Annotated in this window: 14 protein-coding genes, 22 tRNA genes, 2 rRNA genes and 1 pseudogene (1 of these 39 cut by a window edge); 8 read left to right on the forward strand and 31 right to left on the reverse strand. The window is 39.6% G+C overall.

Annotated features, from left to right (window positions below; genetic code table 11):
• The first annotated feature begins 160 nt into the window (after window positions 1-160).
• Both MKY00_RS24495 and MKY00_RS24500 read left to right on the forward strand, forming a co-directional pair.
• Complete coding sequence (locus tag MKY00_RS24495) at window positions 161-1,114, forward strand: 1,4-dihydroxy-2-naphthoate polyprenyltransferase (RefSeq protein WP_000425748.1); 954 nt, start codon at window positions 161-163, stop codon at window positions 1,112-1,114.
• 109 nt (window positions 1,115-1,223) lie between these two features.
• Window positions 1,224-1,955, forward strand: a complete 732-nt coding sequence (locus tag MKY00_RS24500) for a yteA family sporulation protein (RefSeq protein WP_016718782.1) — start codon at window positions 1,224-1,226, stop codon at window positions 1,953-1,955.
• 43 nt (window positions 1,956-1,998) lie between these two features.
• Here MKY00_RS24500 and cspD read toward each other — a convergent pair whose 3' ends face one another.
• Complete coding sequence (cspD, locus tag MKY00_RS24505) at window positions 1,999-2,199, reverse strand: cold-shock protein CspD (protein WP_001193054.1); 201 nt, start codon at window positions 2,197-2,199, stop codon at window positions 1,999-2,001.
• 383 nt (window positions 2,200-2,582) lie between these two features.
• Here cspD and MKY00_RS24510 point away from each other — a divergent pair, with 383 nt between their 5' ends.
• The 3 genes from MKY00_RS24510 (at window position 2,583) to MKY00_RS24520 (ending at window position 4,577) form a co-directional block, all read left to right on the forward strand.
• Window positions 2,583-3,365: a TIGR00266 family protein gene (locus tag MKY00_RS24510; protein WP_001201255.1), complete on the forward strand. Its 783-nt coding sequence runs from the start codon at window positions 2,583-2,585 to the stop codon at window positions 3,363-3,365.
• A 278-nt stretch (window positions 3,366-3,643) separates the two neighbouring features.
• The gene (locus tag MKY00_RS24515) at window positions 3,644-4,366 is read left to right on the forward strand and encodes a lipase family protein (RefSeq protein WP_001260123.1); all 723 of its coding nucleotides are present in this window, start codon (window positions 3,644-3,646) and stop codon (window positions 4,364-4,366) included.
• A 76-nt stretch (window positions 4,367-4,442) separates the two neighbouring features.
• Window positions 4,443-4,577, forward strand: a complete 135-nt coding sequence (locus MKY00_RS24520) for a hypothetical protein (protein WP_000911070.1) — start codon at window positions 4,443-4,445, stop codon at window positions 4,575-4,577.
• Between the two features lie 215 nt (window positions 4,578-4,792).
• On the opposite strand, the gene glgP is transcribed toward MKY00_RS24520, so the two are convergent.
• From glgP to glgB, 5 genes are all read right to left on the reverse strand, one after another.
• Window positions 4,793-7,201, reverse strand: a complete 2,409-nt coding sequence (gene glgP, locus MKY00_RS24525; protein ID WP_016718783.1) for a glycogen phosphorylase — start codon at window positions 7,199-7,201, stop codon at window positions 4,793-4,795.
• Between the two features lie 18 nt (window positions 7,202-7,219).
• Window positions 7,220-8,650, reverse strand: coding sequence for a glycogen synthase GlgA (glgA, locus tag MKY00_RS24530; protein WP_011040795.1), 1,431 nt, complete (start codon window positions 8,648-8,650; stop codon window positions 7,220-7,222).
• 112 nt (window positions 8,651-8,762) lie between these two features.
• Window positions 8,763-9,797 (reverse strand): glucose-1-phosphate adenylyltransferase subunit GlgD, encoded by a 1,035-nt coding sequence (gene glgD / locus MKY00_RS24535; protein WP_016718784.1) that lies wholly within the window; start codon window positions 9,795-9,797, stop codon window positions 8,763-8,765.
• Window positions 9,798-9,815: 18 nt separating this feature from the next.
• Window positions 9,816-10,946 carry a glucose-1-phosphate adenylyltransferase gene (gene glgC / locus MKY00_RS24540; protein WP_000057613.1) on the reverse strand — a complete coding sequence of 377 codons (1,131 nt, stop codon included), beginning with the start codon at window positions 10,944-10,946 and terminating at the stop codon, window positions 9,816-9,818.
• Entirely contained in the window at window positions 10,894-12,831 is a 1,938-nt protein-coding gene (gene glgB / locus MKY00_RS24545) for a 1,4-alpha-glucan branching protein GlgB (protein ID WP_000111368.1), read from the reverse strand. The genes glgC and glgB overlap by 53 nt, the downstream gene beginning before the upstream one ends.
• 469 nt (window positions 12,832-13,300) lie before the next feature.
• On the opposite strand from glgB, the gene MKY00_RS24550 reads away from it, so the two are divergent.
• Together MKY00_RS24550 and MKY00_RS24555 are read left to right on the forward strand one after the other, a co-directional pair.
• Window positions 13,301-13,906 carry a CalY family protein gene (locus MKY00_RS24550; RefSeq protein ID WP_000053953.1) on the forward strand — a complete coding sequence of 202 codons (606 nt, stop codon included), beginning with the start codon at window positions 13,301-13,303 and terminating at the stop codon, window positions 13,904-13,906.
• A gap of 32 nt (window positions 13,907-13,938) precedes the next feature.
• Window positions 13,939-18,162, forward strand: a complete 4,224-nt coding sequence (locus MKY00_RS24555; RefSeq protein ID WP_016718785.1) for a S8 family serine peptidase — start codon at window positions 13,939-13,941, stop codon at window positions 18,160-18,162.
• Between the two features lie 176 nt (window positions 18,163-18,338).
• Here the strand turns inward: MKY00_RS24555 and MKY00_RS24560 are convergent, their stop codons facing one another.
• On the reverse strand, window positions 18,339-19,283 hold the full coding sequence (locus MKY00_RS24560) for an L-lactate dehydrogenase (RefSeq protein WP_000715338.1): 945 nt from the start codon (window positions 19,281-19,283) through the stop codon (window positions 18,339-18,341).
• A gap of 596 nt (window positions 19,284-19,879) precedes the next feature.
• Here MKY00_RS24560 and MKY00_RS24565 point away from each other — a divergent pair.
• Window positions 19,880-20,035, forward strand: a pseudogene (locus MKY00_RS24565) (IS4 family transposase); the annotation flags it as partial.
• A gap of 100 nt (window positions 20,036-20,135) precedes the next feature.
• Here the strand turns inward: MKY00_RS24565 and MKY00_RS24570 are convergent.
• From MKY00_RS24570 to MKY00_RS24685, 24 genes are all read right to left on the reverse strand, one after another.
• A tRNA-Glu gene (locus MKY00_RS24570) sits at window positions 20,136-20,207 on the reverse strand.
• 6 nt (window positions 20,208-20,213) lie between these two features.
• Window positions 20,214-20,304: transfer RNA gene (locus MKY00_RS24575), tRNA-Ser, on the reverse strand.
• 7 nt (window positions 20,305-20,311) lie between these two features.
• Window positions 20,312-20,386: transfer RNA gene (locus tag MKY00_RS24580), tRNA-Asn, on the reverse strand.
• A gap of 7 nt (window positions 20,387-20,393) precedes the next feature.
• A tRNA-Ile gene (locus MKY00_RS24585) sits at window positions 20,394-20,470 on the reverse strand.
• 10 nt (window positions 20,471-20,480) lie between these two features.
• Window positions 20,481-20,551: transfer RNA gene (locus MKY00_RS24590), tRNA-Gly, on the reverse strand.
• 13 nt (window positions 20,552-20,564) lie between these two features.
• Window positions 20,565-20,640: transfer RNA gene (locus tag MKY00_RS24595), tRNA-Lys, on the reverse strand.
• Window positions 20,641-20,650: 10 nt separating this feature from the next.
• Window positions 20,651-20,726, reverse strand: a tRNA-Thr gene (locus MKY00_RS24600).
• Window positions 20,727-20,740: 14 nt separating this feature from the next.
• Window positions 20,741-20,816 (reverse strand) — tRNA-Phe (locus MKY00_RS24605).
• A gap of 12 nt (window positions 20,817-20,828) precedes the next feature.
• Window positions 20,829-20,904 (reverse strand) — tRNA-Asp (locus tag MKY00_RS24610).
• Between the two features lies 1 nt (window position 20,905).
• Window positions 20,906-20,982: transfer RNA gene (locus MKY00_RS24615), tRNA-Met, on the reverse strand.
• A gap of 27 nt (window positions 20,983-21,009) precedes the next feature.
• Window positions 21,010-21,102: transfer RNA gene (locus MKY00_RS24620), tRNA-Ser, on the reverse strand.
• Window positions 21,103-21,119: 17 nt separating this feature from the next.
• Window positions 21,120-21,196: transfer RNA gene (locus MKY00_RS24625), tRNA-Ile, on the reverse strand.
• A 4-nt stretch (window positions 21,197-21,200) separates the two neighbouring features.
• Window positions 21,201-21,277: transfer RNA gene (locus MKY00_RS24630), tRNA-Met, on the reverse strand.
• Between the two features lie 20 nt (window positions 21,278-21,297).
• A tRNA-Ala gene (locus tag MKY00_RS24635) sits at window positions 21,298-21,370 on the reverse strand.
• Between the two features lie 15 nt (window positions 21,371-21,385).
• Window positions 21,386-21,459 (reverse strand) — tRNA-Pro (locus MKY00_RS24640).
• Between the two features lie 10 nt (window positions 21,460-21,469).
• Window positions 21,470-21,543 (reverse strand) — tRNA-Arg (locus MKY00_RS24645).
• Window positions 21,544-21,546: 3 nt separating this feature from the next.
• A tRNA-Leu gene (locus MKY00_RS24650) sits at window positions 21,547-21,635 on the reverse strand.
• A gap of 16 nt (window positions 21,636-21,651) precedes the next feature.
• Window positions 21,652-21,726 (reverse strand) — tRNA-Gly (locus MKY00_RS24655).
• Window positions 21,727-21,755: 29 nt separating this feature from the next.
• Window positions 21,756-21,836, reverse strand: a tRNA-Leu gene (locus MKY00_RS24660).
• Window positions 21,837-21,858: 22 nt separating this feature from the next.
• A tRNA-His gene (locus tag MKY00_RS24665) sits at window positions 21,859-21,934 on the reverse strand.
• Between the two features lie 9 nt (window positions 21,935-21,943).
• A tRNA-Thr gene (locus MKY00_RS24670) sits at window positions 21,944-22,019 on the reverse strand.
• A gap of 4 nt (window positions 22,020-22,023) precedes the next feature.
• Window positions 22,024-22,099: transfer RNA gene (locus MKY00_RS24675), tRNA-Val, on the reverse strand.
• Window positions 22,100-22,104: 5 nt separating this feature from the next.
• Window positions 22,105-22,220: ribosomal RNA gene (gene rrf / locus MKY00_RS24680) — 5S ribosomal RNA — on the reverse strand.
• Window positions 22,221-22,322: 102 nt separating this feature from the next.
• A 23S ribosomal RNA gene (locus MKY00_RS24685) occupies window positions 22,323-23,918 on the reverse strand; it runs 1,326 nt beyond the window's last position.

Consider the following 23,918-nt stretch of genomic DNA (forward strand, 5'->3'; position numbering starts at 1 on the left):
AATTACGCTTGATTTTAAGATACACCTCAAACGAAAGGCCTGTCAACGTTTAGCATTTCTGAGAAATTCACCTTCTCTTCCTAGAAAATAAACGTTGACACTAAATGATGCTTTTTCTACACTTAGTTGTGTACAATATGTGACCAAAGGAGGATTCAACATGGAAATGAACGTCGAAACGAATTCCTCTCCTACGGCGCCAAAGCCAAGCAAGCAAACAGGCTGGCGCATTTGGTGGAGTTTACTACGTCCCCATACATTAACAGCAGCTTTCGTTCCTGTTTTCATCGGAACAGCCTATGCAATGCAGGTCGGAGGTATAAATCAAATACATCTCCCTCTTTTCCTTATAATGCTTCTTGCTTGTCTTCTCATTCAGGCAGCAACAAACATGTTTAATGAATACTTTGATTATAAAAGAGGACTTGATCACGAAGGTTCAGTTGGTATCGGCGGCGCTATCGTTCGCGATGGCATTCAGCCAAAAACAGTGCTTAACTTAGCATTTGGATTTTTCGGTATCGCAATACTATTAGGTGTTTATATTTGTATGAATTCTAGCTGGTGGCTTGCTGCAATCGGTCTTGTTTGTATGGCCGTTGCTTACCTTTATACGGGTGGTCCACTTCCCATTGCCTATACACCATTTGGAGAGTTAACAGCCGGATTATTTATGGGTGTCATTATTATCGGGATTTCATTCTTTATTCAAACTGGAACTGTAACATCAGAAGTCGTTTTACTATCTATTCCAAGCTCCATTTTAATTGGTGCCATTTTGCTCGCTAACAATATCCGTGACTTAGATGGCGATAAAGAAAACGGTCGTAAAACGTTAGCAATTCTCGTTGGACGCGAGCGAGCAGTTGGTGTACTTGCTTCTATGTTCATCGTTTCCTACATTTGGACAATTGCTTTAATTATCGTCGGCATCGTATCACCATGGATGCTTATCGTATTTTTAAGTGCACCGAAAGCATATAAAGCGACGAAAGGCTTTATCGGCAAAAGCATTCCAATGGAAATGGTACCTGCGATGATTGCAACAGCAAAAACAAATACAATCTTCGGTCTCTTAATGGGAATCGGATTATTACTTGGATATTTCCTTTAAAAGGAGCTGCTAATGCGGCTCCTTTTTCATATACCAATTTCAGCTCATAATTCCTACTCGCAACGCTCATACTATGTAAAGAAACTGAATTGTAGGAAGGTGGACGACTATGTTAACTCCACAACAAATAAATCAATTTAAATCCGTTTTAGAAAAACAAAAGCAAGAACTAGAACAAACGATACAAACACATGAAAATGAAGATCGTGCATCTGAACGCGATTCCGTTGGCGAATTATCTAGCTATGATAACCATCCAGCTGATATGGCAACAGAGCTATATGAACGCGAAAAAGACTTCGGACTTATTGAACTTTGGCATAAACAGCTAGAGGATACGAAACATGCCTTGCAAAAAATAGAAGCGGGTACGTACGGTATTTGTGAAGTGTCTGGTGAAGAAATTCCATTTGAAAGATTAGAAGCAATGCCGACTGCTACAACATGCGTTCAGCACGCAACAAATAAGTTAAATATGAATACACGTCCAGTCGAAGAAGAAGTATTGTCTCCTTCTTTCCACAAACATGATGAAGATCATTCTGTTGAATATGATGCAGAAGATGCATGGCAAGATGTTGCCAATTACGGAACATCTGAAACACCATCTGATTTAGAAAGACGAGATTCGAAAAACTATAATGGCATGTACGTAAATAGTGAAGAAAACGTAGGCTACGTAGAGGATTTCGAAAACTTTATCGGTACGGATATGTATGGAAAAAATCCGCAAGTTTTCGCTACGGAAGAACATGAAGAATATGAGCAAATGCTTGATGACTTTGAAGAGCGTACCTTTAAGGGCGAATTATCTTCAAATGAGTCGAGTTCCAAAGAATAAAAAAAGCATTCCGAAAATCGGAATGCTTTTTATCGCTAGCTAATTAGTTTTTTGTAACGTTAGCAGCTTGTGGTCCACGGTTACCTTCAACGATTTCGAAAGAAACTTCTTGACCTTCTTCTAAAGTTTTGAATCCGTCACCTTGGATAGCTGAGAAGTGAACGAATACATCGTCTCCACCTTCAACTTCGATGAAACCGAAACCTTTTTCGCTGTTGAACCATTTAACTTTACCTGTTTGCATGTCATGTACCTCCTAAATAAAAATGAAACTATGAATCCACATGAAAAGGTGGATATAAAGGACATGAATGTATAACAAGCTTACAGCCTTTAATTCAACGTGCTTTATTTCCGTACCACATTATGTAGCTCAATAGTGACTTCACTATATCACGCTATATCCAAAACGTCAAATGAGAACACTTTCATTCTATCATTTTTTTATAATTTTAATACAATGTTAAATTTATATATTTTCCCGCCATTTGCGGACAGCTCGATTGGCGGGAGCTGATAATTCGTTTTGGATGCGCCCGCTTTATTTGAAAATTAACAAAACTAAAGTATTCTAATCCTATTAAATTCTGTACAATATAAATATCTATTACATACGAGGTGAAAAAAATGAGAGCACACGAAATCGAGTATAAGTTATACGGCGATGATATGCAGTTTGTTGAAATTGAGTTAGATCCAGAAGAAAGCGTGATCGCAGAAGCTGGCGCAATGATGATGATGGAAGATTACATCGAAATGGAAACAATCTTCGGTGATGGTTCTGGCCCATCTGGAGGTTTATTCGGAAAATTAATGGGTGCTGGTAAGCGTCTCGTTACAGGGGAAAGCATGTTTATGACTGTATTTACAAATACAGGTCACGGCAAACGCCACGTCTCCTTTGCTGCTCCTTATCCGGGTAAAATTATTCCTGTAGATTTAACAGAGTATCAAGGAAAAGTAGTTTGTCAAAAAGATGCATTTCTTTGTGCCGCAAAAGGCGTTTCTATCGGGATCGAGTTTACGAAAAAAATCGGAACTGGTTTCTTCGGCGGTGAAGGTTTCATCATGCAGAAACTCGAAGGTGATGGACTTGCTTTCATGCATGCAGGCGGAACTGTATATAAGCGTGAACTAAAACATGGCGAAAAACTTCGCATCGATACAGGTTGTCTCGTTGCCATGACAAAAGACATTAACTACGATGTCGAGTTCGTTGGAAAAGTAAAAACAGCTCTATTTGGCGGCGAAGGTTTATTCTTCGCAACGTTAGAAGGACCTGGAACAGTTTGGATTCAGTCCTTAACACTTAGCCGCTTAGCAGCACGTCTGACAAGCCCAGCAGCGCAAAGCACTGGTGAAGGCAGCGTTTTAGGTGGACTTGGTCGTTTATTAGATGGAAAAGAGTAACAAGGGCCCTTATAGGGCTCTTGTTATTTAGGTGGACTATACAAACCATTTCGAATCATATAATACCCCATCGCTTCATTAAGCCACGCCTGTTCCCCTTGAAAACTCACCAATTGAATAGCCTTCTCTTTTGCTCATCTTACACTCCTCCTAACAGTATGTTTACAAAAATCATACTCCCTCACGTAACTGTAGGTTCAAGCTTTTTTTCTAAAAGAATGAATCAAGTCCTTCACTGCATATATTGAACTATACCTTTTCTTAAGGAGGCTCCCTTAATGCGTACTCCTTTATCCTTTGATAAAGATACCGCCATACTGTTAGCTTCTTGTTGTGAGTTAACATATGAACAATATAAACAAAATGGGATTTTTGAAATACCAGATGGTTTTCAATATGTACAAGGCTTTCAAGGAAAAACCATTCAAACGACAGAATGGTTCGGATTCATACTAGAATCTGAGGATACCGTTATTGTAGCTTTTCGCGGGACACAAACAGATACAGACTGGATTATCGATTCACTCGTTAACCAAAAACCATACCCATATGCTTTAAATAGCGGAAATGTCCATAACGGCTTTCTTTCCATTTATGAATCTTGCCGAGATTCTATTATGGATATGCTCGTATCATTACCAGCCCATAAGAAACTTCTTGCAACAGGTCATAGTTTAGGCGGCGCACTCGCTACACTACATATACTCGATGCGCGTATAAACACTGCCTTCGCACAGTACGGTCTGTATACATTTGCCTCCCCAAAAGTGGGAGATATCGCCTTTCGGAATTATTATAAACTGCAAGTAGCTAGTAGCTTTCGTTTCGTCAATTTATTTGATGTCGTTCCACTTCTTCCTCCTCGAAACATAAATTTTAATGACCAAGACTGGGAATATGCACACGTTCATCACAACATGACTTTTACAAAAAACACAAAATCTATTACAAATAATCATGCCATGACAACATACAAAACATGTCTGACTTCTCATTTTTAACCAGTAAACAATTGGAAATTAAATATCCTTATACTATAATAATATATGAATTTACTTTTGGATGAGGGGACCTTACATGCTAAAATTTATCTTTGCACTTTTTCTCATTGTAATTTTTACGTTTACAGGTTTCTTTACATTTTCATACTTTGCGACAGGAGAATATGATGGAACAGGTATCATATATACTGCGATCCCATTTCTTTCTTAAGCAAAAAAAGAAAACCGAGCTTAATAAGTTTAAGCTCGGTTTATTTATCAGTGTCATTTTTTGTCGGTAAATCGATATATCTTAAAAATCGCTGATATATTTTAAGTATCGGTCGATAAAATGTGAAAACCGCCGATAAAAGTTAAGAATCGCTGATATATATTAAAAATCGCTGATATAAATTTCATATAATCTTTTCCAACGTAGCAATCTCTTTAAATTTGCGTAACTGTATTACCAATACCCCAAATCTCATTACTATACTGTAAAATCGTTCGATCGCTCGCAAAATGACCAGATTGTGCAATATTTAAAATCGACATTTCGAGCCACTTCGTTCGGTTCTCATAAGCTCTACCAACAGCTTCTTGCTTTTCCGCATATGGGCCAAAATCTCGCAGAACGAAATATTCATCATTTTGAATAACGAGAGAATCGTAAATTGCTTCAAATTCAGCTCCCGACTGTGCAAAGAAACCATTCGTTAACTGGTCTACTACCTTCTTAATGTGCCCATTGTGGTGATAATAATCACTTGCACGATATCCACCATTTTGATAGTAATGAAGAACCTCTTCGGCCGTTAAACCGAAAATGAAACAGTTATCATCGCCGACTCTATCTTTTATTTCAATATTCGCTCCGTCTAACGTGCCGAGCGTAATCGCACCATTCATCATAAATTTCATATTGCCTGTTCCGGATGCTTCTTTACTCGCTGTTGAAATTTGTTCACTTACATCAGCCGCTGGGAATATATCTTCCGCTACAGACACTCGATAGTTTTCTAGAAAGATAACTTTCATATATTGGCTTACGTACGGATCGTTATTCACTTTCCTTGCAAGTTCATTTATTAATTTAATAATTTTTTTCGCATAGTAATAGCCAGGTGATGCTTTCGCTCCAAAAATAAAAGTACGCGGATAAAATGTAAAACTAGCATCCTCTTTCAAACGGTTATACAAATATAAAATATGAAGAACATTTAATAATTGTCGCTTGTAAGCATGTAGCCTTTTTACTTGCACATCAAAAATAGAATTAGGATCAATTGTAATCCCCATTGTATTATGAATGCGCGCTGCTAAAATCTCTTTGCGCTCTTGTTTGACCTCTGCAAATTTCTCTTGGAAACTCGCATCGTATTGAACTAATTGTAGCTCTTGAAGCTTAATCGGTTCTTTCTTCCACTCTGTTCCAATCGCCTCTGAAATAAGATTCGTTAGCTGTGGATTCGCCTTCATTAACCAGCGTCTATGAGCGATTCCATTCGTTTTATTATTAAACTTATCTGGATAAAACTCATAAAACAATCGCATTTCACGCTGCTTTAAAATTTCTGTATGAATTTTTGCTACACCATTTACGCTATGACTACCGACAATTGCTAAATGAGCCATTTTCACAAGATCATGCGCAATAATCGCCATCTCTTCAATACGATGCCATTCATACGGATAACGCTCCCAAAGTTCATGACAGAAACGTTCATTAATCTCTTCAATAATCATATAAATTCTCGGTAATAACGGTTTAAAAATGTGAATTGGCCACTTCTCAAGCGCTTCTGATAACGTCGTATGATTCGTATAAGAAATCGTTTGCGTCGTTATGTGCCAAGCTTCTTCCCATGCTAGTTTTTCTTCATCTAATAAAATACGCATCAGTTCTGGAATCGCCAAAACTGGATGTGTATCATTAATATGAATCGCAATTTTCTCATGTAATTGACGAAGGTCACCATATCTTTCTCTATGCATACGAACGATATTTTGCAAGCTTGCTGATACGAGGAAATACTGTTGTTTCAAACGAAGTATTTTCCCCTCATCATGCGTATCATCTGGATATAAAAACTCCGATACCGCCTCTGTTTCACGCTTATATTTCAAAATATCTTTGCAATTTTGCGGGAAAGGAACTGGTTCCGCATTCCAAAGTCTAAGTGTATTTACAGTACTCGTCTCATAACCTACTACCGGAACGTCATATGGTACGGCCATAATTACTTCTGCATTTGTATGCCTGAATTCTAAACGCCCATCAATGTAGAGCGGTTCAACATTGCCGAAATAACTTACTTCTACAGCTTGATCATGCCTTCTTACTTCCCATACATTTTCATGAAGAAGCCACTGTTCTGGAAATTCAACTTGATAACCATCAACAATTTTTTGATCAAATAAGCCGTGTTTGTAACGAATTCCGCACCCATGACCTGGTAAGTTTAAAGATGCAAGTGAATCAAGGAAACAGGCTGCTAATCGTCCAAGTCCACCATTTCCAAGACCTGCATCTGCTTCCACCTCTTCTAATTGTTGCAACGAAATTCCAAGCTCAGAAAGCCCTTGCTCACATACATCCTTGATGCCTAAATTTAATATGTTACTTCCAAGCAAACGCCCAAGTAAAAACTCAATGGATAAGTAATACATTTGCTTTCGCTCTCCAGACCGATAACTTTCATTCGTTGCAATCCATTGACTATTCATATACTCACGCACCATGTACCCAAGCGTATTGTATTGATCACGAGTTGTAGAGTCTTTGAAACTTTTACCATACATCGTCTCTAACTTTTCTAGAAAAGCTGATTTGAAACTTTCAACATGAGTAAACATTTCTTCACCACCTACATGTTATTCCATGAGACTTTTATACAATTTCTTATAAGCCAAAGCTGATTTTCCCCAGCTATAATCTTCAGTCATTGCTTGTTTTACAAGCTGCTCCCATACCGGTTTATCATGATAAAATTCAATTGCACGACGAACCGTGTGCAACATGTCATGTGCATTAAAGTTCGTGAAACTGAAACCATTTCCTTCTCCAGTTTCTTCGTCATAAGATTGTACCGTATCATTTAATCCGCCTGTCTCTCTTACAATTGGAATCGTACCGTACGCTAATGCGATAAGTTGTCCAAGTCCACACGGTTCAAATAATGATGGCATTAAGAATAAATCACTTCCCGCATATACTTGGTGGGCTAATTCTTCATTAAAGCCAATATACACTTTTACCTTCTCAGGATACTCATATGCCATCCACTCAAAGAATTTCTCATATTCCGAATCACCTGATCCTAAAATAATACATTGTACATCTTCTTCCATTATTTCTCGGAATACAGTACGTACTAAATCAAGACCTTTTTGCTTCGTTAATCTCGTTACCATAGAAATAATTGGTGTATCTTCTTTTTCTGGCAAACCAAAATAACGCTGCAACGCGCGTTTATTTTTACTCTTTTCATATAATGAATCTGCATCGTACTGAGCAGTAATATACGAATCCGTTTCTGGATTGTACACGCTCGTATCAATTCCATTTACAATGCCGCTAAGCTTACCATTATATTTTCGCAGTAATCCATCTAACTTCTCACCGAAAAACTCATATTGGATTTCCTCTTTGTATGTCGGGCTAACCGCTGTAATTTGATCAGAAGCGATAATGCCACCCTTCATAAAGTTCACATTCCCATAAAATTCTAACTGCTCACTATGAAAATATTCATCACCAAGTTCTAGCAAGTCGTACATCACTTCAGGAGGAAATACACCTTGGAACTGCAAGTTATGAATCGTATATACCGTTTTAATATGCTCATATAATGGGTTATCTTGATACTTTTCACGTAGTAAGAAATTTACCATAGCTGTATGCCAATCATGGCTATGAAGAACATCCACTTCGAAATCAAGATGAGGAATACACTCTAAAACTGCTTTCGAAAAATAAGAAAAACGCTCTCCGTCATCATAATGACCATACAGAGAATCCCTCTTAAAATAATATTCATTATCTATTAAGTAATACGTAATCCCGTCTTGCTCACCTTTTAAAATTCCGCAATATTGATTTCTCCAGCCAAGCGGGACGTTAATTACTTTATGTAGCGTACATCCATCCCTTAATTTTTGCGGAATAAGACTATAATTCGGGAGTATAATACGAACTTCCACACCTAATTTTTTTAGCTCTTTTGGGAGCGCACCTGCTACATCAGCTAATCCTCCCGATTTAACAAATGGTACACATTCTGATACTGCAAATAAAATATTCACTTGTTGTCCCACTGCACGAAAAGCTTATACTACTTCCCTTGCAGCTTCCTCCCTTCGAGTTTTCATTTAAATTAAAACTTTAATCAGTGGAGGAAAAACCCCCACTGATTCCTTAAGAATAACTATTTATCGTACTGTTTTGCACGCTTCCTTTTTCTACAACGTATGGCTCATCGGCGTTTCCTTTTAGTACAACACCGTCACCAATTTTCACATCTTTATCAATAATAACACCGTCTATTATACAGTTATCTCCAATTTGGCTCTTTTGCATAATAATGCTATTCCGAACAATTGAACCTTTCCCAATTTTAACAGAACGGGAGACAACACTATTTTCTACTTCACCTTCGATAATACTACCATTTGCAATCATTGTATTTTTCACGACTGCACCCTTTACATAACGAGTTGGTGGCTCATCTTTTACTTTCGTAAAGATTGGTGCTTCTTTCTTAAATAGTTGCTTCCAAATAGCAGGTTGCAAAATTTCTAAGCTATGTTTATAGTAGCTTTCAATTGAATCAATAATAGCTACATATCCTGTATGCTCATACGTAGCAATATGTAGTGATTTTCCGCGCTTTTCTCTCACTACATCGAATAAGCTATATTGCTCCACATCTTTATATGAATCGAATAAATCTAACAATAATTGTTTCTTTAACACGTACGTTTGAAGCGAAACCCCTTCATGGCAAACTTCCGTAATATCAGCTGCCGTATGTATATGTCGCTCTAACACCGCTTGAAAATGTAATGCTGTTACGAGATGGCTATTCGTAATAACGACGTATTCTTCTCTAGCTCTTAGAAAATAATCAATATGTCTTCTAAAATGCGCAAAAGATCCAAATTCATCTTGATCACATTGGCAATTTGGCGGGAATAAAAACAGTCCGTCTCTTTTTCTATCTAAATCCCACTGTTTTCCTGAACCAACGTGGTCCATTAGCGAACGGTTTTTATGGCTAGTAAAAACTGCCACACTATGAATATTAGAATTCACCATATTTGAAAGCATGAAATCAATGAGTCGATAACGGCCCCCAAACGGTAACGCCGCTAGTGAACGATGCCCTGTTACTTTCTTTAAGGAAGGAAAACTTCCCGTTGCATTAATAATTCCTAACATTTTTTCTCCCATTCATTTCATCCCCCTTTTCTATTTCCCTTCAGCAATTAGTACTACATCGTCGACATTTTTTTCTGGACGAATAATTGTTCCATCTTCAATAACCATTTCTGATCCAACGATCGCTCTTTCAATCACAACATTTTTACCAATCTTCGCTCCAGGCATAACGACAGAATCAATAACCATACTACCTTCTTCCACCGTCACTCCTTGGAATAGTACAGAATGCTTCACGTCCCCTTCAATGACGCATCCTTCGTTAATAAGTGATTCTTCTACTTTTGCCTTTTCAGCAATATATTGAGGCGGTTCGTTTGGATTAACAGAATAAATACGCCAATTACGATCGTTTAAATTCAGTGATGTTTCATCGCGAAGTAAATCCATATTCGCTTCCCATAAGCTCTTCACCGTTCCAACATCTTTCCAATACCCTTCAAACGGATACGCCATTAACTTCTTCCCTTCATCTAATAAAAGCGGAAGTACATCTTTTCCGAAATCATTACTAGATTCAGGGTTTCTTGCATCCATTTCTAAATACTCTTTCAAAATTGCCCAGTTAAAAATGTAAATTCCCATTGATGCAAGATTACTTCTTGGAAATTGCGGTTTCTCTTCAAATTCAACAATCTCCATCTCTTCGTTCGTATTCATAATACCGAAACGACTCGCCTCATCCCAAGGCACTTCAATAACAGAAATGGAAACGTCCGCTTCTTTCTCAATATGGTAATCTAGCATTTTACTGTAATCCATTTTATAAATATGGTCGCCTGATAAAATGAGAACATACTCTGGTTCATATTGACTTAAATAGTTTAAGTTTTGATAAATGGCACTTGCCGTACCTGTGTACCACTTCACACCTGAAGACTCCGCATAAGGAGGTAATACTGTGACTCCACCGCTTACTCGGTCTAAATCCCACGCATTGCCGATTCCGATATAATTATGAAGTTCGAGCGGTTGATATTGCGTTAAAATCCCAACCGTTTCAATACCAGAATTTGCGCAGTTACTTAGCGTAAAATCAATAATGCGATATTTACCACCAAATGGAACAGCTGGCTTGGCTAAATTTTTTGTTAATGCACTTAATCGACTACCTTTTCCCCCTGCTAGTAACATTGCTACGCACTTTTGTTTTTGAGCCATCTTGTTTTTTGCTCCCCTTTCTCGTCTTCACTGGTCGTAATATGGATACGCCAAATGGTGGAATTGTAATTTCTACATGTGCTGCTTGATTATGAAACGGCTCTTGAATCGCCTTCAGACGCTTCTTATTTACTTGTCCTGATCCGCCATATTGCTCAGCATCACTGTTTAAAACCTCGTTATAATACTCGAAATCTGGTACACCTACTTTATAGTTTTCATATGTAGCTTTCGTAAAATTACATACGACAACTAACGCATCTTCTTGTTTATCCCCTTGGCGGATAAAAGAGAAAATACTTTGCTCATTATTATTAGCATCAATCCACTGAAATCCTTCAGGCGAATGATCAAGCTGCCAAAGTGGTTTGGAGCGCTTATACAATGCTATGAGCTCTTTAAAGTAATCATGCATATAACGATGCATTTCAAAATCATGTAAATTCCAATCTAAATCTTCAAGGTCTTTCCACTCATCAAACTGCCCGAATTCTCCTCCCATGAAAAGTAATTTCTTTCCTGGGTGAGTAAAGAAATATCCATATAATAAACGAAGTTGAGCAAACTTATCCCAGTAGTCTCCTGGCATTTTATTTAATAACGACTTTTTCCCATGAACGACTTCATCATGAGAAAGCGGTAATATGAAATTTTCAGAGTAAGCATATAGTAAAGAGAACGTCATTTTCTCATGAATATATTTTCTGTACTCTGGCGCACACTCCATATACTTCAGCACGTCATTCATCCAGCCCATATTCCATTTGTAATTGAATCCAAGCCCACCTTCATACGTTGGAGCTGTTACAAGTGGCCAAGCTGTTGAATCCTCTGCTGTCATAAGAAAATCTTCATCCTCTGCAAATACCGCTTCATTTAACTCCCGTAAAAATGAAACAGCGTGCTCATTACTTTGCTCTTGTCCTTCTTTATTCCAGTACAGCATGTTTGCAACTGCATCCACCCTGAAACCATCAATGTGGAAATATCTCATCCAAAATAACGCATTTGAAATTAAGAAATTACGTACTTCCCTCTTTCCTAAATCAAAGTTAACAGTTCCCCATACTGGATTTTCTTGCACATCTTTATCTTTATATTCATAAGTCGGTGTCCCATCAAACAAATATAAACCGTGAGCATCTTTACAAAAATGCCCCGGCACCCAATCTAAAATGACACCGATTCCATATTTATGACATTCATCGACAAAATACATCAAATCATGTGGCGTGCCGAATCTACTCGTTGCGGCATAATATCCCGTTCCTTGATATCCCCAAGAACGATCATACGGATGCTCAACAAGGGGCATAATTTCAATATGTGTAAATTGATGTTCCACCACATAAGGAATGAGTTCTTCTGCCATTTCCCTGTAAGAATACAGCGTTCCATCTTCTTTCTTTTTCCAAGAACCGAAATGCAATTCATAAACTGTCATCGCTTCTTTATAAACCGATTTTTTCTTTTTCTTACGACTCCAGTTTTTATCATTCCATTCGTATCCCTTTATATCAAAAACTACAGATGCCGTATTCGGTCTTACTTCTGCATATACAGCATACGGATCTGCCTTAAAAATGACATCACCAGCCGTCGTTTCAATCGCATATTTATATATTTCTTTTTCTTCAATATGCGGTATAAATAAGGACCAAATTCCCTCTTCTGTCACTTGTAGCATCTTATGTTGCTCATAATCCCATTCATTAAAATCTCCAACAACACTCATTGCTTTCGCATGAGGAGCCCATACTGTAAATCGTACACCTCGCATCTCATCTTCCGTCACAATATGTGCGCCAAAGATGTTATAACTGTCATAGTACTTTTCTGTATGAAACTCATCTCGTTTCACTTCTTCACAATTTATTACACTCAATATGCTCACCTCACTAAGATGACAGAATTTTTTATACTTTACCAATTCTGCGAAAAACTGAAATATCCTTGTTAATTTATAAAAAACATACGTTTTTTTCTTAAAAATGTTGAATTTTTTTCACATTTCTATTTAAAATATCGAATTTTGACGAATATTCATTGAAAACGCTTCATTTTTTACTAGCTTTTCATCTTACTATTTATTTCTCAACATCTATTTTATTAGCTTTATCCCCTTTTTCATGCTATTTTCCACTTGAAATCGCAACAAAATAATCTACCATAAAAAAATGTTTCTCAACATTTTTTGTCACAATTTTATTGAAATGGAAAATTGATAAGCATATACTTGTTCTCAATAAAGAACAGCAACTTTTCGTAACTATAATTCATAGTGGACTACTATGTTTACTTATTTATCCTTGTTACGAACAGTCGCTATAAAAATTTAATTAGGGGGCTTTCTTATGTCATTAAAACAAAAGGTTGGAATGGGAGTTGTCACCGCAACGCTCGGCTTATCCCTTACATTCGGCGGTGTATTCGCCTACTTCAGTGATTCTGAAACATCTAGTAACTCATTTCAAGCTGGAACACTAGACCTTTCTATTAATCCCAGTGTAATCGTTGATGTGAAAGATTTAAAGCCAGGTGATTTTATTGAAAAGAATTTCACGCTTGAAAATAAAGGGTCATTGGATATTGCAAAAGTAGCACTTGAAACATCCTATGAAGTTACAGATGCAAAGAAAAATAATGATGGTGAAGATTTAGGCGATCACATCATCGTCAAATTTTTAGTGAATGATGGAAAACCATCTAATCCAAACGATGATCATGAAATTTTGTGGGAAACAAAACTATCACAATTAAAGACTATGAAACCTGAGGATGTGGCTACTTCTTTAGAACGTCATAACTTAATAGACGGTATTAAATCTGGTGAAACAGATTATTTACACGTGCTCTTCTCCTTTGAAGACAACGAACAAGATCAAAATAAATTCCAGGGTGATTCCTTACAGCTAAACTGGACATTCCATGCAGAGCAAACACCGGGCACAGAGAAATAATTTTTAAAATATAAATTATCGGAGGCTTATACATGAAAAAGAAAAATCGTTTTGTTACCGGAATTGTAACGGCTGGCGTTCTGTTTTCAACTGCCCTTCCGTTCAATGTACTTGCTGAAAATCCTATTAACCAAATTGACTCTTCAAACGCCCAGTCTTTACTATCAAAACTTTCTAAAGAACAACGTCAGGCATTACAAACGTTAGATGCCAACCCTGGTTTTACTATCTCGCCAGATATTAATACAAGTAGTTCCGAACCAGTAAATATCATTGTAGAATTTCAAACGGCTCCAGTAAAGATTAATGAATTAAAACAAAAAGAAAAAGGGTTACAAGCTGCTCCTGAAAATATAAAGGCACGTATTGATCAAGAACATGAGGAATTTCAAAAAGGACTAAAACGTCTTTATCAGTTCAGCCCATCAGTAAAGTCAGGGAATTTCCAGTCCGTACAAATTAAACGTTCTTATAAACATGCGATAAATGGGGTTGCGCTGACGTTACCTGCAAATACAGTGGAAGAATTGTTACGGATTGGCGTTGTAAAACGTATTTGGAAAGATTACGAAGTGAAATTAAATTTACCAAAACAAGCAAAGCAGAAAGCACCTCAAAAACTAACAGATAGCATTCCGCAAATTGGGGTCGATAAGTTACATAGCGAAGGCATTACCGGAAAAGGAATTAAAGTTGGTGTATTAGATACAGGTATTGATTACAATCATCCTGACCTAAAAGACGTATATAAAGGCTATCGCGCAAAACCTGGCGAAGACTCTAGCAAGGTAGATCCAAACTCAGTAAAAGGTTGGGACTTTATTAATAACGATGCAGATCCGATGGAAACAACTTATACAGAGTGGCAACAATCTGGTGCTCCTGAATTTGATGATCGTGGCTCTTCCTTCTACACCGCGCATGGTACTCACGTAGCAGGTATCGTTTCTGCGCAAAAGAAAAACACATCAGATTCCGCAGTAAAAGGTGTTGCACCTGACATTGAACTGTATAACTATCGTGTACTCGGTCCATACGGAAGTGGAGATAGTTCTGGTATTATTGCTGCAATCGATAAATCTATTTCTGACGGCATGAATGTTATTAACTTATCGTTAGGTGACGATAGCAACAATCCACTTGATCCTACGTCTATCGCTGTCAATAACGCGATGCTTTCCGGTGTTGTTACAGTCGTTGCTGCTGGAAACTCTGGTCCAAATCCAGCGACACTCGGATCACCAGGTGCTTCTCCATTTGCGATTACGGTTGGCGCAAGTGATAGCTCTATTTCCTTACCGAAACTATCAGGTCATGCTGGACAATTACAATTTCCTAACCTAATTTTATTCGGCAAAAACTTTACTGATAAAATAGAAGATTTCAAGGGACAAACTTTACCTATTGAATCTGTAGGAATTGGTACGCCTGACGAGTTTAGTAAAAAAGATGTAAAAGGAAAAATCGCTCTCGTTGCACGTGGTACACTGTCATTTGATGAAAAAATTGCGAATGCAAAACAAGCTGGTGCAAAAGCCGTTATTATTTATAACAATGTGGACGGAGAAATTCCTTTCTACGTTGGCGAAAGTACAAAATACATTCCCGCATTCCGCCTAACGAAAGAAGACGGTGAAAAACTAAAAGCTCAAATCGAACAAGGTAATACATCCTTTACCTTTGACGAACTTAGTTATATTCAAACAGAAGGCGATCATCTTGCAGACTTTAGCTCACGCGGTCCTGTTACATCAAATGATGATATTAAACCAGATATTACAGCGCCTGGTGTTGCTGTACTTTCAACAGTACCTGAATATATTAACGACCCACAAGAGGGCGAAAATTATGATGTTTCCTATGAGCGTATGCAAGGAACATCCATGGCTTCTCCTCATATCGCGGGCGTTGCTGCTCTTATTTTACAAGAACACCCAGAATACTCTCCATTCGATGTAAAGACGTCTCTTATGAACACAGCTGATGATTTAAAAGAAAAGTATTCCGTATATGAAGTTGGAGCTGGACGAGTAGATGCGTACAACGCCGTTCATACGGAAACTAGTTTTAAAGTGCTAGATACAACAAAAACAGTTGTAAATGATGAAGTAATTGAAGTACCTGAAGAAACTGGATCCATTGCATTCGGGAAGTTCTATCAAAAAGACGGTGAATCTCTTGAACAAAAACGAAATATAAAAGTACAAAATCATAATAAACAAGAGAAAAAAGAATTTAAAACAGAAATTTCTTATACACCAGCATCTTCTTCTATTAACGACGCTACCGCAAACGGTGTAAAAGTTTCTGTTCCAGAAACAATTACTCTTGATGCTGGCAAATCAGATGAAATTGAAGCAAAAATTAATGTTCCAGCCGGTGTAAAACAAGGCCGATATGAAGGATATATTCATATTACAAATACGAAAAATAAAGAAGAAACGTACCAAATTCCGTTCTCTATTCGTGTATCAGAACCTGGTATTGAAAATGCAATATTATCAAGAAAAGCAATTTCAACTGATACATCTAAATTCAATCCATACCGTGAATCGTATTTGCACGGGGCGTTCCAATTAAACAGCGAACTTGAAACGTTAGATCTTATCGTGAAAGATTCCAAAACAAATAAAGCTCTCGGTTTCCTTGGTACATTAAACACTAGTGGATTAAAAACTGATGTGTATTACTACTTAGATTCATTCTTTAACGGCAGGGTGTATCCTTTTACAAATGATCCTGCAAAACCAATTGGTGATGAAAAAATCGACTTACCAGAAGGTGATTACACAATTGAGTTTGTTGGCTACGATAAAGACGGTAAAGCACGTGTGAAAGGGGATTATGTCGTAATTGATAATACACCGCCAGAAGTGAAATTAACTGGATTACAGCCTGGTATTTATGAATTAAATGAAGAGAACTATACAGTAGAAGACGGTAAAAAAGCACTATGGATTAAAGGAAATGTGTATGATTCGAACGTTGACTACTTAAAAGGAAAAGGATTAAACATTACGCAAGAAGCAAACGGAGTGATGTACTATGATTATTCTCCATACTTGCATAAATTTTTACCTATTAATGCAAATGGTGACTTTAAAGTTGGCATTACTCCTGAATCCTTTAAAACTGAAGGTCCAATGAATACAGGCGTATATATTTTCGATTATGCAACTGCAGGAGCTGACTATCCGAGCGGTGTAAATAACTATTGGTTTATCCCGCAAGGAGCTCAATATGCGAAAACTAGTTATGATAAAAAAGAAGTATATAAAGGTGATGAATTCACTGTGACGCTAAACGCCAAACATGTGAAACAATTTGTTGCTGGGGAATTTAACGTAAAATTCCTAGAAAAGAACTTCAAATTTGCAAATGCGAAATTAAATCCTGCTTTTGAAAAGCTACTTTCCGAAAAAGGGGTGACCGCAAAAGTAAATGAACCGAAACTAGAAGAAGGTTCTGTTACAGTTGGCGGAGCTATCGATGACAAAAACTTCGCTGGATTAGATGGTGATTTCCCGTTCATTGATGTAACGTTCAAAGTAGAAAATGATGAGTTTTATGAAGCAAATGCTCAATTAGATTTATCAGTGTTCGCTTACTGGAAACAAGGTGAATCAGAGCCAAATAGAATGCGTGTCCTTCAAGATCAAACATTCTCAGTTATGTCTTTAAACTCACTAGTCGAAGGAAGTATTAAACCTGGTGCTTTCTTAAATGAACGCGGATATTTAGATGAAAAATTCGATTATACAAAGCTTGGCGTAAAAGTATATGCAACAGATTCTTACCGTCATAAGTTTGAAGGCTCACTTGATAAATACGGATCCTTCAAACTAAATGGACTTCCTGTTAATAAACGCGACTATAACTTATATGTAGAAGTACCAGGGCATTTAACAAGCCGACTAACAACGAAACTTGGTACTGAAAAAGACGGTAAGCTACTTGGCCAATATTATTATGCACGCTTTGATGAAAACCTTGCAGGTGATGTAAATGGCGATAAAGTAATTGATATAAAAGATGCTGAAATTATCGCTAACAACTACGGTAAAAAAGGACTATCTGTGAAAGACGGCGACCTTAACAAAGATGGTATTGTCGACGAAAAAGATATTCGCTTCGTTGAAAAGAACTTCTTGAAAAAAGGTCCAGATGCATCCAAATCACAAACACCTGTAGAAAAATCAAAAAGCGGTACACTGGCAGATATTTTAAAGAAATTAGGATTGACGCCTAAAAAATGATAATAATAAAGAGCACTCTACGCAAAGTAGAGTGCTCTTTTCTATAAACGACCCTGATCCAGCAAAAGGGGTATATTGGGGATATACAAGGGAAACCGGAAAAGGAATTTATATTAAATTATATATAAATCCAGAAGTAAGAAGTAGTTCCCCACTTCTGGATTATTTAGCAATTATTATAGTACTGGTGCCATTGTTTCTTTTAATACTTTTACAGAATGAGCGAATTTCGCTTTTTCATCCTCATTTAACTCAAGCTCTACGATTTCACGTACACCTTCACGGTTAATTACAGCTGGAACACCTACGTAAGCATCTTTCTCACCGTATTGACCTTCAAGGTATGCAGATACAGTTAATACGCTGTTCTCGTTGTTTAAGATTGCTTTAGTTACACGAAGTAGTGACATACCGATTCCGTAGTAAGTTGCACCTTTACGCTCGATAATATGGTAAGCTGCATCACGTACGTTTTCGAAGATTTTATCTAAGTCTTCTTGTTTGTACTGTTCGTTGTTAGCTAAAATTGTTTCTAGTTTTTGTACACCGATAGTAGCGTGACTCCATACTGGAAGTTCAGTGTCACCATGTTCACCAACGATGTAAGCATGAACGTTACGTGGATCTACATCTAAGTAGTCACCTAACATGTAACGGAAACGAGCAGAGTCTAAAGTAGTACCAGAACCAATTACGCGCTCTTTTGGTAGACCAGATTCTTTCCAAGTTACGTAAGTTAAAATATCAACTGGGTTAGTTGCGATTAAGAAGATTCCATCGAATCCGCTATCCATAATACCGCGAACGATTTGTTTAAAGATCTTTGTATTTTTTTCAACTAAGTCTAAACGAGTTTCACCTGGCTTTTGTGGTAATCCAGCAGTAATAACTACTAAATCTGCATCTTTACAATCTGCATAGCTACCGCTCCAAACTTTTGTTGGTGATGGAGAGAATGGTACCGCATGGCTTAAGTCCATTGCTTCCCCTTCTGCTTTTGCTTCATTAACATCTACTAATACAAATTCTTCAGCTACACCTTGGTTGATCATTGAGTAAGCGTAACTACAACCTACAGCTCCTGTTCCTACTAATACTACACGATTGATACCTTTTTTCATGGTAATTTCCCCTCTCTATTGTTCACATATATTTTTTTATGATTGTTTAAGTAATTAATTAAAATACTAATTTAATGTTGTTTAACTTCTTTACACTCATATTGTAGCACGTATTATTGTGAATTACTTCACAAATTATGACCTATTTGTGAACTTTTTCACATAGAGTGTAAAGTTATTGGAATAGGTGTGGAATCCATTTCAATGGAGGCGTTTTCTTTAGATTGTGAAAGGGATTTTCTTATGTTTTTGTCGGTAAGTGAAATTATATCGGCGATTTTTAGAATATATCGACTATAACTCCAAATATATCAGCGATTTTTGAAATTTATCGACCGTAACTCAAATTATATCGGCGATTTTTGCAATATATCGACTTACCGACAAAACTCGACAATAATGACAGCATAAAAAAACTGCCTCCAGTAGATCACCTACTGAGAGACAGTTTCTTCTATATATTATTTATTTTCTGCCGTAGCGCCTAATACAGCATCCTTTGTTTGAACAACCCATATTTCAATTTTTATTATTCAACGGTATCTAATAACTCTACAACTAATTCCTTAGGATCTTCCCAGCTATGAGATTTACCCGTTTATCCAAGTGCAGGAGGCTTTAGCATAAGGCCGAGATAAAAATTCAATTTGAGTATGATTTGTTAAGTGAACATTCCTTCATACTCATACAGGTCAAGGTAAACAACATGATTATACTTACAGCTCTCTGTATTCCCAACTGTAACAGCGAATACTTCATCTTTCTTTTAATTCATAAAAAAAAGCAGACTATCCAAAGGCTACTTTTACACAACAAAAAAAGAGATAGCAGATTATGCTATCTCTTTTAGTATGACCCGTACGGGATTCGAACCCGTGTTACCGCCGTGAAAGGGCGGTGTCTTAACCACTTGACCAACGGGCCAATTACTGGCAGAGAAGAAGGGATTCGAACCCTCGCACCGCGTTCGCGATCTACTCCCTTAGCAGGGGAGCCCCTTGAGCCACTTGGGTACTTCTCTATAAATATGGCTCCGCAGGTAGGACTCGAACCTACGACCGATCGGTTAACAGCCGATAGCTCTACCACTGAGCTACTGCGGAACAATTATGGTGGGCCTAAATGGACTCGAACCATCGACCTCACGCTTATCAGGCGTGCGCTCTAACCAGCTGAGCTATAGGCCCATAATTGAAAAGCGGGTGAAGAGAATCGAACTCTCGACCAGAGCTTGGAAGGCTCTTGTTTTACCACTAAACTACACCCGCATTAAATTGTAAATGGTGAGCCATGAAGGACTCGAACCTTCGACCCTCTGATTAAAAGTCAGATGCTCTACCAACTGAGCTAATGGCTCATTTTGAAAGTGGTGCCGGCTAGAGGACTTGAACCCCCAACCTACTGATTACAAGTCAGTTGCTCTACCAATTGAGCTAAGCCGGCTTGCGACTTCAAAATGGTGGCTCGGGACGGAATCGAACCGCCGACACGAGGATTTTCAGTCCTCTGCTCTACCGACTGAGCTACCGAGCCTTTATGTAAAAATGGCGGTCCCGACCGGGGTCGAACCGGCGATCTCCTGCGTGACAGGCAGGCATGTTAACCACTACACCACGGGACCTTGGTTGCGGGGACAGGATTTGAACCTGCGACCTTCGGGTTATGAGCCCGACGAGCTACCAGACTGCTCCACCCCGCGACGATCAAATATTTACTTTAGAAAAAATGGAGGAGGTAGAGGGATTCGAACCCCCGCGCGACTCTCGCCGCCTGTCGGTTTTCAAGACCGATCCCTTCAGCCGAACTTGGGTATACCTCCGAGATATAAACTTCTAATGGTGGACCTTGTAGGACTCGAACCTACGACCGGACGGTTATGAGCCGTCTGCTCTAACCAGCTGAGCTAAAGGTCCTTTATGGTAGCGGCGGAGGGGATCGAACCCCCGACCTCACGGGTATGAACCGTACGCTCTAGCCAGCTGAGCTACACCGCCATAAATGATATTAAGATAAGTGGAGCCTAGCGGGATCGAACCGCTGACCTCCTGCGTGCAAGGCAGGCGCTCTCCCAGCTGAGCTAAGGCCCCATGTTTTTGGGAATATCGGGAAGACAGGATTTGAACCTGCGACCCCCTGGTCCCAAACCAGGTGCTCTACCAAGCTGAGCCACTTCCCGTTAATAAAAGCGCGCCCGAGAGGAGTCGAACCCCTAACCTCTTGATCCGTAGTCAAACGCTCTATCCAATTGAGCTACGGGCGCATATGGTGCCGAGGGCGGGGGTCGAACCCGCACGGTGGTCACCCACCGCAGGATTTTAAGTCCTGTGCGTCTGCCTGTTCCGCCACCCCGGCATGTCATATTGAAAATTGGAGCGGAAGACGGGATTCGAACCCGCGACCCCAACCTTGGCAAGGTTGTATTCTACCACTGAACTACTTCCGCAAGACATGTATGAGTTATTTAATTAAAAGTGCGGGTGAAGGGAGTCGAACCCCCACGCCAAAGGCGCCAGATCCTAAGTCTGGTGCGTCTGCCAATTCCGCCACACCCGCATATTAATTTATTTAAGAAAAATGGGGCGACTGATGGGAATCGAACCCACGAATGCCGGAGCCACAATCCGGTGCGTTAACCACTTCGCCACAACCGCCATAATTTCTGGTGCCGACTAGAGGACTTGAACCCCCAACCTACTGATTACAAGTCAGTTGCTCTACCAATTGAGCTAAGTCGGCTAAATGGTGGAGGATGACGGGATCGAACCGCCGACCCCCTGCTTGTAAGGCAGGTGCTCTCCCAGCTGAGCTAATCCTCCGAATTGCCTGGCAACGTCCTACTCTCACAGGGACAAGGTCCCAACTACCATCGGCGCTAGAGAGCTTAACTTCCGTGTTCGGTATGGGAACGGGTGTGACCTCTCTGCCATCATTACCAGACTGTATTCATTTAAGACAAGAATTATTGTAACTCATTTAACTTTTAAAGTCAACAAGTTTTTTATATTCTTTCAAAACTAGATAACATTTGCTACATATTATATGGTTAAGTCCTCGATCTATTAGTATTCGTCAGCTCCACATGTCACCATGCTTCCACCTCGAACCTATCAACCTGATCATCTTTCAGGGATCTTACTAGCTTACGCTATGGGAAATCTCATCTTGAGGGGGGCTTCATGCTTAGATGCTTTCAGCACTTATCCCTTCCGCACATAGCTACCCAGCTATGCCCTTGGCAGAACAACTGGTACACCAGCGGTGCGTCCATCCCGGTCCTCTCGTACTAAGGACAGCTCCTCTCAAATTTCCTACGCCCACGACGGATAGGGACCGAACTGTCTCACGACGTTCTGAACCCAGCTCGCGTACCGCTTTAATGGGCGAACAGCCCAACCCTTGGGACCGACTACAGCCCCAGGATGCGATGAGCCGACATCGAGGTGCCAAACCTCCCCGTCGATGTGGACTCTTGGGGGAGATAAGCCTGTTATCCCCGGGGTAGCTTTTATCCGTTGAGCGATGGCCCTTCCATGCGGAACCACCGGATCACTAAGCCCGACTTTCGTCCCTGCTCGACTTGTAGGTCTCGCAGTCAAGCTCCCTTATGCCTTTGCACTCTACGAATGATTTCCAACCATTCTGAGGGAACCTTTGGGCGCCTCCGTTACACTTTAGGAGGCGACCGCCCCAGTCAAACTGCCCACCTGACACTGTCTCCCGGGTCGATAAGACCCGTAGGTTAGAATTTCAATACAGTCAGGGCGGTATCCCACCAGCGCCTCCACCGAAGCTAGCGCTCCGGTTTCAAAGGCTCCCGCCTATCCTGTACAAACTGTACCAAAATTCAATATCAGGCTACAGTAAAGCTCCACGGGGTCTTTCCGTCCTGTCGCGGGTAACCTGCATCTTCACAGGTACTATAATTTCACCGAGTCTCTGGTTGAGACAGTGCCCAAATCGTTACACCTTTCGTGCGGGTCGGAACTTACCCGACAAGGAATTTCGCTACCTTAGGACCGTTATAGTTACGGCCGCCGTTTACTGGGGCTTCAGTTCAGAGCTTCGCTTACGCTAACCCCTCTCCTTAACCTTCCAGCACCGGGCAGGTGTCACCCCCTATACTTCGCCTTACGGCTTCGCAGAGAGCTGTGTTTTTGCTAAACAGTCGCTTGGGCCTATTCACTGCGGCTTTCCGTTAAGAAAGCACCCCTTCTCCCGAAGTTACGGGGTCATTTTGCCGAGTTCCTTAACCAGAGTTCTCTCGCACACCTTAGGATTCTCTCCTCGCCTACCTGTGTCGGTTTGCGGTACAGGCACCTTTTATCTCGCTAGAAGCTTTTCTTGGCAGCGGGGAATCAAAGACTTCGCTCCATAAGGAGCTTCCCCATCACAGCTCAGCCTTCACGATAAGCGGATTTGCCTACTTATCAGCCTAACTGCTTGGACGTGCACAACCAATCGCACGCTTCTTCTATCCTTCTGCGTCCCTCCATTGCTCAAACGATAAAGAGGTGGTACAGGAATATCAACCTGTTGTCCATCGCCTACGCCTGTCGGCCTCGGCTTAGGTCCTGACTAACCCTGAGCGGACGAGCCTTCCTCAGGAAACCTTAGGCATTCGGTGGACGGGATTCT

It is taken from the genome of Bacillus sp. FSL R9-9834, assembly GCF_038006905.1.
In the GTDB taxonomy this organism is placed as follows: Bacteria; Bacillota; Bacilli; order Bacillales; family Bacillaceae_G; genus Bacillus_A; species Bacillus_A pacificus.

Coding starts and splice junctions, on each gene's coding strand:
- MKY00_RS24515 (WP_001260123.1), top strand. CDS start 3,644: ATGCGTACTCCTTTATCCTTTGATAAAGATACCGCCATACTGTTAGCT.
- glgC (WP_000057613.1), bottom strand. CDS start 10,946: ATGGCTCAAAAACAAAAGTGCGTAGCAATGTTACTAGCAGGGGGAAAA.
- MKY00_RS24510 (WP_001201255.1), top strand. CDS start 2,583: ATGAGAGCACACGAAATCGAGTATAAGTTATACGGCGATGATATGCAG.
- MKY00_RS24550 (WP_000053953.1), top strand. CDS start 13,301: ATGTCATTAAAACAAAAGGTTGGAATGGGAGTTGTCACCGCAACGCTC.
- MKY00_RS24500 (WP_016718782.1), top strand. CDS start 1,224: ATGTTAACTCCACAACAAATAAATCAATTTAAATCCGTTTTAGAAAAA.
- glgP (WP_016718783.1), bottom strand. CDS start 7,201: ATGTTTACTCATGTTGAAAGTTTCAAATCAGCTTTTCTAGAAAAGTTA.
- cspD (WP_001193054.1), bottom strand. CDS start 2,199: ATGCAAACAGGTAAAGTTAAATGGTTCAACAGCGAAAAAGGTTTCGGT.
- MKY00_RS24555 (WP_016718785.1), top strand. CDS start 13,939: ATGAAAAAGAAAAATCGTTTTGTTACCGGAATTGTAACGGCTGGCGTT.
- MKY00_RS24495 (WP_000425748.1), top strand. CDS start 161: ATGGAAATGAACGTCGAAACGAATTCCTCTCCTACGGCGCCAAAGCCA.
- MKY00_RS24560 (WP_000715338.1), bottom strand. CDS start 19,283: ATGAAAAAAGGTATCAATCGTGTAGTATTAGTAGGAACAGGAGCTGTA.
- glgD (WP_016718784.1), bottom strand. CDS start 9,797: ATGGGAGAAAAAATGTTAGGAATTATTAATGCAACGGGAAGTTTTCCT.
- MKY00_RS24520 (WP_000911070.1), top strand. CDS start 4,443: ATGCTAAAATTTATCTTTGCACTTTTTCTCATTGTAATTTTTACGTTT.